The organism is Paracoccus fontiphilus, from assembly GCF_017356265.1.
GTDB classification, from domain to species: domain Bacteria; phylum Pseudomonadota; class Alphaproteobacteria; order Rhodobacterales; family Rhodobacteraceae; genus Paracoccus; species Paracoccus fontiphilus.
In genome coordinates, this window is record NZ_JAFNAW010000087.1 from 1 (window position 1) to 11,372 (window position 11,372).

An 11,372-nucleotide genomic window follows, 5' to 3' on the forward strand; every position below is an offset into this window, starting at 1 on the left:
CGCCATCGACGACGCGCGCCCCTGGGACGCGCCCGCCGCCGAGCGCGCCGCCGTGCTGCGCCGCGCCGCCGACCTTTACGAGGAAAACTTCGGCCCGATCTTCGGCATCCTGGCGAAGGAAGCCGGCAAGACGCTGGCCGACGCCGTGGCCGAACTGCGCGAGGCCGTGGACTTCCTGCGCTACTACGCGGCCGAGGGCGAGACGAACCCCGGTTCCGCGCGCGGCATCATCGGCGCGATCAGCCCCTGGAACTTCCCGCTGGCGATCTTCACCGGCCAGATCGCGGCGGCGCTGATGGCGGGCAACGCGGTGATCGCCAAGCCCGCCGAGGCCACGCCGATCATCGCCGCCCTTGGCGTCAGGCTGCTGCACCAGGCGGGCGTGCCCGTCCCGGCCCTGCAACTGCTGCCGGGACGCGGCAGTGTGGTCGGATCGGCGCTGACGGCTGATCCCCGCGTGAAGGGCGTGGTCTTCACCGGCTCGACCGCGACGGCCCAGACCATCGCCAAGAACATGGCCGAGGCCCTGACCCCCGGCACGCCGCTCATCGCGGAAACCGGCGGGCTGAACGCGATGATCGTGGACAGCACGGCCCTGCCCGAACAGGCCGTGCGCGACATCGTGAACGGCGCCTTCCGGTCCGCCGGTCAGCGCTGTTCCGCCCTGCGCTGCCTTTATGTGCAGGAAGACATCGCCCCCCACGTGATCGAGATGATCAAGGGCGCCATGGACGAACTGGTGGTGGGCGACCCCTGGGATCTGGCGACCGATGTCGGCCCGGTGATCGACACGGGCGCGCAGGGCGACATCGCCGGCTACATCGCCACGAACGGCAACCGCGTGATCCACAAGCTGCCGGTGCCCGCGCAAGGCACCTTCGTGCCCCCGACCATGCTGCGCGTGACCGGCATCGCGGATCTGGAACGCGAGGTCTTCGGCCCCGTCCTGCATGTCGCGACCTTCAAGGGCAACCAGTTGGACCGCGTGGTGGCCGACATCAACGCGCGCGGCTTCGGCCTGACCTTCGGCCTGCACACCCGCATCGACTCGCGCGTGCAGGAAGTCAGCGACGCCATCCATGTCGGCAACATCTACGTCAACCGCAACCAGATCGGCGCGGTCGTGGGCAGCCAGCCCTTCGGCGGAGAAGGCCTGTCGGGCACCGGCCCCAAGGCGGGCGGCCCGCGCTATGTGCCCCGCTTCTTCGCGCCGCAAGCGCCTGCGACGGCGGGTGCCGGCTGGCAGGGCCAGGCCGACGAAACCCGCATCCGCAGCCAGCTTGCCGCCCACCGGTCGCGCAAGATCGACGAGCGCCTGATGCCCGGCCCGACCGGAGAGCTGAACCGCCTGACCGCCCATACCCGCCCGCCGGTCCTCTGCCTCGGCCCCGGTGCGCAGACGGTTGCGGCCCAGGTCGCGGCGGTCGCGGCCCTTGGCGCCGATGCCGTGGGCGTGGACGGTCCCCTGTCGCCCGAGGCGCTGACCCGCCTGCCCCCCATGGCCGCCGTCCTGTGGTGGGGCGATGACACGCAGGGACGCGCCCATGCCCAGGCCCTCGCCCGGCGCGAGGGCGAGATCGTGCAGCTTGTCACGGGAATGCCCGACCTGGCCCATGTCGCCCATGAACGCCACCTTTGCGTGGATACGACGGCGGCAGGCGGCAACGCGGCCCTGCTGGCGGGGTAAACCTGCAGTGAATGGACGGCTGCAGCGCTCAGGCGCGGGCGGCCTTCCTGCCGGACCATGCCGCGTCCAGGCCATGGCATCACGGCGATGCGGCCGCTGGAAGCCGCAGACACCTGCGCCTAGGCCGCGGGCTGCCCGTATTGGCGCCGGATTCCTGCGTTGAAGCGAGCAATCTCGCGCGGCTCGGGCTCTCGTCCGGCATAGATCTTGACGTAAAGGGGAATGCGGGCCAAGCGGGTCTCGATGTCCTCCTTGGCCTGCATCGAGATATAGCCGATCTGGACCAGGTAGACGGTGCGGGCGCGGATGTCGGCCTCAGCGGGCAGGTGCCCCCAGGTGACCAGCATGGCGGTGATCGCGGCCAGCCGCGCCTCGTCGGCCGCCTTCACGCGGGCCGCCACGTTCTCGTCCTGCAAGGCCCAGCTGCGCACCGCGAATTCCAGCCGCGAGTCGAAGACATCCGCCGACAGAAAGCAGGTCAGCACGTTCAGCATCGCCTCGGACAGGGTCTCGGCATAGCGGGTGGTGGCCTCGACCAGGGGCTTGGTGGTGCGCGCCTCCCAGCCCTCGATCAACGCGGCCAGCAGCGCCTCGCGATCCTCGAAGAACCAGTAGAAGCTGGTGCGCGACAGCTTCAGCCGCTTGGCCAAGGGCAGGATCTTGACGGCGTCGATGCCGCCCTCGATCAGCGCCTGATAGCCCGCCTCGAGCCAGCCCTCGCGAGAGCCGCGCCATCCGCTTTCCGGTGCATTCGCCTGGTCCATGGCCCATGGGTAAGCCGTCCCGCCCTTTTCCACAAGGCGAATGTTCAAGGGTTGCCTGTTCGGGTTCACACGTGATTTCCCAGTTGACATGTGTGCACAGTCTGGCGATGATCCCGGCCATCCCCCACCCCTGCAGGCAGGCCCATGGCGACCGATCCCCTTCTCCAGCCCTTCCGGCTCAAGCACCTCACGCTGCGCAACCGCATCATGATCACCAGCCACGAGCCCGCCTATCCCGAGGACGGGATGCCCAAGGACCGCTACCGCGCCTATCACGTCGAACGCGCCAAGGCCGGCGTGGCGCTGACCATGACGGCGGGATCGGCCTCGGTGTCGCGCGACAGCCCGCCGGTCTTCAACAACATCCTGGCCTGGAAGGACGAGGTGGTGGGCTGGATGAAGCGGCTCACGGACGAATGCCACGACCACGGCGCGGCCGTGATGATCCAGCTCACGCACCTGGGCCGGCGCACCCGCTGGGACAAGGCCGACTGGCTGCCGGTCGTCTCGCCCAGCCACGAGCGCGAGGCCGCGCACCGGTCCTTCCCCAAGAAGATGGAGGACTGGGACATCGCCCGCATCATCGCCGACTATGTCGATGCGGCGGAGCGCATGAAGGCCGCGGGCCTCGACGGGCTGGAGCTGCAGGCCTACGGCCACCTGATGGACCAGTTCTGGTCGCCCCTGACCAACGACCTGGAGGGCTCCTACGGCGGCAGCCTGGACAACCGGCTGCGCTTCACCTTCGACATCTTGCGCGGCATCCGCGAGCGCTGCGGCGAGGATTTCCTGCTGGGCGTGCGCTACACCGGCGACGAATGCCTGCCGGGCGGGTTCGACGCGGCGGACGGCATCGCCATCTCGCAAAAGCTCAAGGACAGCGGGCTGGTGGACTTCCTCAACGTGGTGCGCGGCCATATCGACACCGATGCGGGCCTGACCGACGTGATCCCCGTCCAGGGGATGCGCAACGCCCCGCACCTGGAGTTCGCGGGCCAGATTAGGAAGGCCACCGACTTTCCGACCTTCCACGCCGCCAAGATCCCCGACGTGCCCACCGCCCGCCACGCCATCGCGGCAGGCCTCGTGGACATGGTCGGCATGACCCGCGCCCACATCGCCGACCCGCACCTGGTCCGCAAGATCGTCGAGGGCCGCGAGGACGACATCCGCCCCTGCGTCGGCGCCAACTACTGCCTGGACCGCATCTACCAGGGCGGCCTGGCCTTCTGCCTGCACAACGCCGCCACCGGGCGCGAGGAGACCATGCCCCACGCGATCCCGCCCGCGCCCGCGAAGAAGCGCGTGACGGTGGTGGGCGCCGGTCCCGCCGGCATGGAGGCCGCCCGCGTCGCCGCCGAGCGCGGCCATGCCGTGACCGTGCTCGAGGCCGCCGACCGTCCCGGCGGCCAGATCCGCCTGACCGCGCTGCAGGAACGCCGCCGCGAGATGATCTCGATCATCGCCTGGCGGCAGGCGATGTGCGAGCGTCATGGCGTCACCTTCCGCTTCAACACCTTCGCCGAGGCCGACGACGTGCTGGCGACGAACCCCGACGAGGTGATCATCGCCACCGGCGGGCTGCCCCATACCGCCGTGCTGGCGGCGGGCAACGACCTGGTGGTCTCGGCCTGGGACATCCTGTCGGGCGACGTGAAGCCGGGCGCGAACGTGCTGGTCTATGACGACGCGGGCGACCACGCCGCGCTGCAGGCCGCCGACCTGATCGCCGCCACCGGCGCGCGCGTCGAGATCGTCACCCCCGACCGCGCCTTCGCCCCCGAGGTGATGGCCATGAACCTAGTCCCCTACATGCGCAGCCTGCAGGGGCTGGACACCACCTTCACCGTCACCTGGCGGCTGCAGGCGGTCGCGCGCGAGGGCAACCGGCTGCGCGCCACGCTGGGCAGCGACTATGGCGGCGTCACCCGCGACCGGATCGTCGACCAGGTGGTGGTCAACCACGGCACCCGGCCCCTGGACGAGCTTTACTTCGACCTCAAGCCGCTTTCCTCGAACAGGGGCGAGGTCGACTACGAGGCGCTCACCACCGGCGGGCTGCAGGCCGTGCGCACGAACGAGGCCGGCACCTTCCGCCTGTTCCGCATCGGCGACGCCGTCGCCGCCCGAAACACCCATGCCGCAATCTACGACGCACTCAGACTCGTGAAGGACCTGTAAGGGGCCGGAGAGGACATCCTGTTGACGGATCGGCCCCGTCGCCTAGGCTTGGCGGATGCCCCGATCGCGTCCCCGCCAGCATGACGGCCGCAGCCAGGCGGTGCCTTGGGGCCGCCTTCTGGCCGCGACGATGGTGATCCATGCGGTGCTGGCGCAGCCCTGGGACCCTGCTCGGCCCCTTTGGGCGATGCTGGCCGTGGCACCGGAACTGCCGGTCCTGATCCTGTCCCTTGCCTGCCTGCCCATGATCGCGCGACCGGTCGTTGCGCTTTGCCTCTGCCTGCTGGCGCTGCAGAAAGGCGCCGACCTGGCAACGGTTCACGTCCTCGGCCGGCCCTTCACCATCGTCTCGGACCTTCCGCTGGTCGGGGCCGCCTTCGATCTGCTTGCCGGAGTGCTGGGCACGCCTGCAACTGTTGCCATCGCGGCGGCCATCGTCGCCCTGGTCGGCGCGGGCGCGGCGGGGATCTGGTGGGCCTGCGGTCAGTGGACACGCGTTCGGCCGCGGCAGCGGGCCATTGCGCCGGCCATGGCTCTGGCCGGCCTTTCGGTCCTGGCGCCTGGCAACGAAACGCTGCAACCCGCCAACAGCGCCTATGTTGTCCAGCGTGTGTCGCAAGCCCGGCAAACGCTGGTCGATCTTCACCGCCTGCGGACAGCCGTCGCCGAAGACCCGTTCCGCGGCAGGCGCGGCCTGCTGGGCGCGATCGACCGCGACGTGCTGGTGATCTTTGTCGAAAGCTATGGCAGGGCCAGCTTCGATGCGCCCTTCTATGCGGACCGGCATGGCGCCACCTTGCGCCGGGCCGAGGCAGCGCTTGAGGCCGCAGGGCTTTCCTTTCGGTCCGGCTTCGTGAAGGCACCGACACGGGGCGGGCAAAGCTGGCTGTCCCATGCGACCCTTGCCAGCGGGCTGCGGATCGACGACCAGACGCGCTATCGCGCCCTGCTGGCAAGCGGATATGACGGGTTGTTCCATCACGCGCGCCGCGCGGGTTTTCGGACCGCCGCCGTGATGCCCGCCATCACCCGCCCCTGGCCCGAGGCCGCGGCCATGGGATTCGACACCATCCTGGCCGCGTCCGATCTTGGCTATCGCGGCAAGCCGTTCAACTGGATCACCATGCCCGACCAGTTCACGCTGGCGGCGACCGACCAGCTGCTGCGGCGCGGGCAGCCCCGCCCCGCCGTGTTCGCGCAGGTCGCGCTGATATCGTCCCACGCCCCCTGGGTGCCGGTCCCGCGCCTGCTCGACTGGGACCAGCTGGGCGACGGCAGCGTCTTCGACGAAATGGCCGCCGCCGGCGATCCGCCCGACGTGGTCTGGCGCGACCCCGAACGCGTGCGCCGGGCCTATCGCGACGCCCTGGACTACAGCCTGGCGACGGTGATGGACTATGCCCTGCGCCATGCGGCCGATCCGCCCCTGCTGATCGTCCTGGGCGATCACCAGGCGGCACCCTGGGTCGCGCTGGACAGCGGGGCCGACACGCCGCTGCACCTGATTGGCCCGGACCATCTGGTCCGGCGGGCCGAGGCCTGGGGCCTTTCGCCCGGCCTTGTCCCGGCCGGGAACACGGCGCTGGCGATGGAAAGCCTGAGGAACCTGATCCTTGACACCTTCAGCCGCGCCGTGCCCCCCGGCGGGATCAGCCCAGGCCCAGCTTGCCGCGCAGCGTCGCCAGATCCTCGGCCAGGGTGTTGACCTTGGCCGACAGCATCGTGCGGTCGCTGTCGGTCAACTCGTCATAGGACACGAAGCCGCCGTCAGGGGTCCTGTATTTCGCCAGCACCTCGTCCACCGCCTTGAAGTTGCCGTCCACCTTGGCCACGAAATCGGCGTTCCCGGCCTCAATCAGGGGGCGGAACAGGGTATAGATCTTCTCGGACCCCTCGAAGTTCGCCTTGAAGTCCCACAGGTCGGTGCGGCTGTAGCGGTCTTCCTCGCCCGAGATCTTGGTGGCCGCGACCTCCTCCATCAGCACTGCGGCGCCGCCCACCACGACTTCAGGCGGGAAGGTCAGCGCGTTGATGCGGCCGTCCAGATCCGTCACATCGGCCAGCAGCTTGTCGGCATAAAGGTCCAGCCCCTCGGTCGATTTCTCCTCCCACAGGCCGTATTCGATGCGGTGAAAGCCGGTGAAGGCCTCGTCCTTCTCGGCCTTTTCGTAATCGTCGGCGCGGGCGTCGATCGACACGTCGAGATCCGAGAACAGTTCGGCGATGGGTTCCACCCGTTCATAGCTGGTGCGGGTCGGCGCGAACAGCGACTTGGCCTTCTCGACGTCGCCCGCCTTGATTGCGGCCACAAGGGCCTCGGTATCGGTGACCAGTTGCGCGGTGTTCTCGGCCACGAAGATCTTGTAGTCGGACAGCGGGCCGACAAGGTCCAGCGAAGGATCGGCGGCCCAAGCGGCGCCCGCGAAGGTCAGGCCAAGGGCGGTGCTGCGAAGAAAGGTTGCGATCATTGTGGTAAACTCCCGGTGATCGTGGTTTGGCTGGGCGTCAGGTCCGCCGCGCTGCATCGACAAGCGCCCGGCCCAGGTAATCCGCATCGTCGCGGACCCCCGGCAGGGCGAAGAAATACCCGCCGCCGACGGGCTTGACGTATTCCTCCAGCGGCTCGCCGTTCAGGCGGTTCTGCACGGCGACAAAGCCTGCCTCCAGGTCGGCCTGGTAGCAGATGAACAGCAGGCCCTGGTCCAGCTGGCCGTTCTTCAGGACGCCGCGCGAATAGTTGAAGGGTCGCCGCAGCATCAGGTTGCGCTGGCTTCGGGCGTCGCGCGGATTGGCAAGCCGGATATGGGCGTCGTGCGACGTCACGCGGCCTTCGGGATCGGCGGTGAAGTCGGGGGCGTGGTGTTCGGTAGCCCCGGGCTGGTCCAGGGGGGCGCCGGTCATCTTGGTGCGGCCGAAGATGCGCTCCTGCTCGGCCAGGGGGGCACGGTCCCAGCGTTCGACCATGTTGCGGATGATGCGCACCACCTGATAGCTGCCGCCCTGCGCCCAGTCGGGTTCGTGCGGCCCGGCGGTCCAGACCACGCGGTCCATCAGCGCGGCATCGTTCGAATCCGGGTTGGCGGACCCGTCGCGGAAGCCCAGGAAGTTGCGGGCGCTTGGCGTGGCGCCGCCGGCATCGGGGATGACGGGCGGGACGTTGCCCTCGACCATCCAGCGCAGGACCAGGAACTCGGCACAGGTCTTCACGATGTCGCGCAGGGCGTGCAGGTTGGTGTCCTGCACGTTGGCGCAGAACTGGATCGACAGGTCGCCATGGCAGAGGCCCGGTTCCAGCGCATCGTTCGGGAACTGCGCCATGCGCTGCAGCGTGGCGGGCTTCAGGCCCGCGAGCCAGGGCCGGTTCTCGAACAGGGACGCGCCCAAGGCCACGGTGATCGTCAGGTTGCCCGGCATCACGATCGGGCCCAGCAGCCCCGAATCCGCGGGCGGCAGGCTGGGGTCCAGGTCGGGAACCGGGCCGCCCTGGGTCAGAAGCCGCGCGCGATCGGTCAGAAGCCGCAGCATCCGTTCCAGATCGTCGACCGAGGTTGCCACGACGTCGAAGGCGGCGACGATCCCGTTTTCCGGGCGCGGCGTGGTGATGCCTGCCTGGTGGATGCCGTGGAACGGCACCCGCTGCGCCGCCGCCCCGGCATTGGCGGGCGGCGCGTCGCTGACCTGTGGCGCAGGTTCCTGGGCGTGGGTGGCCAAGGCCAGAGTGCTGGCGCCCAAGGCCAGAAGAACCTCGCGGCGGGAGGGGTAAGGTCGCATCCTAGTTGATCCCGATTACCGGCTGCAGCCGGTCCAGCGCCGTCTGCAAACCCGCCAGCGACCCGGCCAGTTGCCGGCGCCTGTCGTCGGCCACCTGGTCATAGGGTGGCCAGGCGCCGCCCTGCCTCAGACCGGCCAGATCAGCGGCCACCTTGTCCTGGGCCGCGCCGATGTCCTTGTCCAAGGCCGGATCCACGCCCGCCACGACCCCGCGCAGCAAACCGCTCAGCTTGCCGATCCCGTCGAGGCTGGCTTCAAGCTCCTCAAGGTCATTGCCCGCATAGTGGTTCTCGCCCGCCGGGACATGCGCGGTGGCAAGCTGGCCCGCCATGGCGCCGGGCAGCGCGACAAGCAGTTGCGGATCAAGCTCCATCGCCTTCAGGCGGCCGGAGAGCTGGTCCAGGTCGGCGACCAGGCGGTCGGCGATGGGGGCCAGCCCTTCGGTGCTGTTCTGCCGGAACAGCCCGTATTCAAGCCGGTGATAGCCGGTAAAGTCTGGGTCGTCCTCGCGGCCCGCCAGATAGGCCGCGTTCGGATCGATGGCGTTCTCCAAGTCCGAGAGGCGCCAGGCCAGGGGCTCCACATGGCGGTACGGGATGCGCGCCGCCTTCCAGGCCGCCTGCGCAGCGCCCAGGTCGCCTGCGGCGATGGCGTCGCGCAGCTTTTCCGCGGCCTTCACGGCGGCGTTCGACTGCATGACCAGATAGACCCGATATTCCGACAGCGGCCCCAGGAACTTGCGCAGCGTCACCTCGGAAGCCGAGGCGGCCGCCTCGTCCGAGGGGGTGACGTGCAGGGTGCCGCGCGGGTTCGACAGAAGCCCGCAGGTGATGGCATAGTCGCCGGGCGCCAGTTGCACGGCAAGGGTCTGGCGAAAGCCGGGGGCGATGTTCTCGCGTTCGGCGACGACCATCACGCCGTCAAGGATCTCCCACTCGATGGGCCGGTCCGAGGCGTTCACGATCTCAAAGCTGCGGCGCCCGCCGGGGACGGTGATGTCCATGGGTTCGCAGGTCTTCGCGCCAACGCTGACCGTCATGTCGGCGGCCTGGTCGCGGGTGGCGGCGGCGTTCTTCTGCGTCGCATACCAGAAGGCGCCTGCTCCGGCGACGGCCAGCATGGCGGCGGCGGCAACGGCAAGGCCCATGCCCGCGCGGGGCTGAATATCGGTCATGTCACGTCCCGGACAGAGTGGCGGCGCGGCGCAATGGGCGCGTCGGGCCGCAGGAACAGGAACAGCGTCACGGTCAGGAAGGCCAGCCAGACCGCCGCCTCGCCCAGCGTCGGCGCCTCGCGATAGCCGAGGATGCCCGCCAGCACCGTGCCCAGGGGCCCGGTCTCGGGCAGGGCGTGGCTGATGTCGTAGACCCGCGCCTGCAGGCCGTTCCAGATCCCGGCCTCGTGCAGGGCCTTGACGGACCCGGCCAGCAGCCCGGCGGCGACGAACAGGATGAAGACGCCGGTCCAGCGGAAGAACCGCCCCAGATCCAGCCGCAACGCGCCCGCATAGATGGCCCAACCGATCCCGGCCGAGACCAGGACACCCCCAAGCGCCCCCAAGGGTGCGGTGGCATCGCGGCTTTGCTGGAAGATCGCCAGCAGGAAGAAGACCGATTCCAGCCCCTCGCGCGCGACGGCCAGGAAGACCATGGCGATCAGCGCCCAAGCACCGCCCCCGACCGCCGCATCGACCGAGGCGTGGAGCGTCCCCTTGATCGACCGCGCGGCGCGGCGCATCCAGAAGACCATCCAGACCAGCACAACGACGGCAACAAGGCCGATCACGGCTTCGAACAGTTCCTGCGCCTTTTGCGGAAAGGATGCGCTTGCCAGCTGCAGCGCGGCCCCCGCGAACAAGGCCATGGCGATGGCCAGGAAGATGCCGATCCACACGGCAGGCAGCCATGCGGCGCGGCCGGTCTGGCGCAGGTAGCCGGCGATGATGCCGACGATCAGCGCGGCCTCCAGCCCCTCGCGCAGCATGATAAGGAAAGGTGCAACCATGACGTCCCTCTTGCCCTGCCGAGGCGTCGGGGCCGAAATCGGGCGGCGCGATGTCGCGGCAAGGTCAATGACGGGCAAGGGTTGCCCGCAAAACGATCACTACCCGTCTTCCGCAGCGAGTCAATCCAGATTGTTTAGGTCGGATATTATGCCGCAGGATCTGCCACGGAGACAGCGGCCCGGAAACCGATGACCGACGTGGACCAGCCGCCGGACGAACGCTTGGCCGAAACGATTCCGTTGGTTTTTCTGCAAGGCTGTAAATGGTGCCCGGAGACGGTGTTTCTGACCGTGATGGTCTTGGTTCTGTACCCGTTGCAGGGGCTCTGTTGCCCAAATCGGCTGATGGCCAGTGTCCCCCTTCCCCGGACGGACTTATCCCACGGCCTCTGTGACGGGTATACCGAGCGCGGTGTAGCCGTTCAGGATGGCGATGCGGACTTGGATCTCCGCGACGTGCCGGTCGAAGTCCCGTGCCATAAGCCTCTGGCCCAGCAGCTTCACACAATGCATCTTCGTCTCGACGCGGCTCCGGCGGTGGTATCCGCTCCATCGTCGCCAGAGCGCACGGCCAAGGTATTTCGCGGCGCGCAGGGCCTCGTTTCGGGCCACGGCTCCAGCGGTGACGGTCTTCCACGGCTTCGCATTCTTGCGGGGCGGGATGACAGCGTGAGCGCCCCGGTCGGCAATGGCATCATGGCATCTGCGTGTGTCGTAGGCGCCGTCTGCCGTGATGCTGCCGATCTCTTGGTGCTGCGGGATTTGGTTGAGAAGGTCGGGCAACACCGGCGCGTCGCCGACATGGCTCCCAGTGATCTCGACGGCTCGGACCTCCAGCGTTTCCTCATCAATCCCGAGATGGATCTTGCGCCAGACGCGTCGCTTGGGGCCGCCGTGCCTGCGCGCATGCCACTCGCCTTCGCCCTCGAGCTTGATCCCAGTGCTATCGATCAGCAGGTGCAGTG

General features: G+C 68.9%; 9 protein-coding genes. 3 read left to right on the forward strand and 6 right to left on the reverse strand.

Translation table 11 applies throughout. The features are described 5' to 3' along the window. A partial coding sequence (locus J0F76_RS18600; protein WP_207471786.1) for an L-glutamate gamma-semialdehyde dehydrogenase occupies positions 1–1,687 on the forward strand: 1,687 nt, incomplete at its 5' end. Between the two features lie 119 nt (positions 1,688–1,806). On the opposite strand, the gene J0F76_RS18605 is transcribed toward J0F76_RS18600, so the two are convergent. After that, a complete protein-coding gene (locus J0F76_RS18605) occupies positions 1,807–2,451 on the reverse strand; it encodes a TetR/AcrR family transcriptional regulator (protein ID WP_207471796.1) in 645 nt (214 codons plus the stop codon). Between the two features lie 144 nt (positions 2,452–2,595). On the opposite strand from J0F76_RS18605, the gene hpbA reads away from it, so the two are divergent. Continuing rightward, entirely contained in the window at positions 2,596–4,632 is a 2,037-nt protein-coding gene (gene hpbA / locus J0F76_RS18610) for an N-methyl-L-proline N-demethylase HpbA (RefSeq protein ID WP_207471788.1), read from the forward strand. A gap of 55 nt (positions 4,633–4,687) precedes the next feature. Beyond that, positions 4,688–6,337, forward strand: coding sequence for an alkaline phosphatase family protein (locus J0F76_RS18615; RefSeq protein WP_207471789.1), 1,650 nt, complete (start codon positions 4,688–4,690; stop codon positions 6,335–6,337). Here J0F76_RS18615 and efeO (J0F76_RS18620) read toward each other — a convergent pair. The 5 genes from efeO (J0F76_RS18620) to J0F76_RS18640 all read right to left on the reverse strand — a co-directional run. After that, positions 6,282–7,100, reverse strand: coding sequence for an iron uptake system protein EfeO (gene efeO / locus J0F76_RS18620; RefSeq protein WP_207471790.1), 819 nt, complete (start codon positions 7,098–7,100; stop codon positions 6,282–6,284). The genes J0F76_RS18615 and efeO (J0F76_RS18620) overlap by 56 nt on opposite strands. Before the next feature lie 37 nt (positions 7,101–7,137). Continuing rightward, positions 7,138–8,403, reverse strand: a complete 1,266-nt coding sequence (gene efeB / locus J0F76_RS18625; RefSeq protein WP_207471791.1) for an iron uptake transporter deferrochelatase/peroxidase subunit — start codon at positions 8,401–8,403, stop codon at positions 7,138–7,140. A gap of 1 nt (position 8,404) precedes the next feature. Further along, a complete protein-coding gene (gene efeO / locus J0F76_RS18630) occupies positions 8,405–9,577 on the reverse strand; it encodes an iron uptake system protein EfeO (protein WP_207471792.1) in 1,173 nt (390 codons plus the stop codon). Then, complete coding sequence (gene efeU / locus J0F76_RS18635) at positions 9,574–10,407, reverse strand: iron uptake transporter permease EfeU (RefSeq protein ID WP_207471793.1); 834 nt, start codon at positions 10,405–10,407, stop codon at positions 9,574–9,576. The genes efeO (J0F76_RS18630) and efeU overlap by 4 nt, the downstream gene beginning before the upstream one ends. A 375-nt stretch (positions 10,408–10,782) precedes the next feature. Further along, positions 10,783–11,372: IS5 family transposase (locus J0F76_RS18640; protein WP_207471794.1), on the reverse strand; the 590-nt coding region annotated here is incomplete at its 5' end.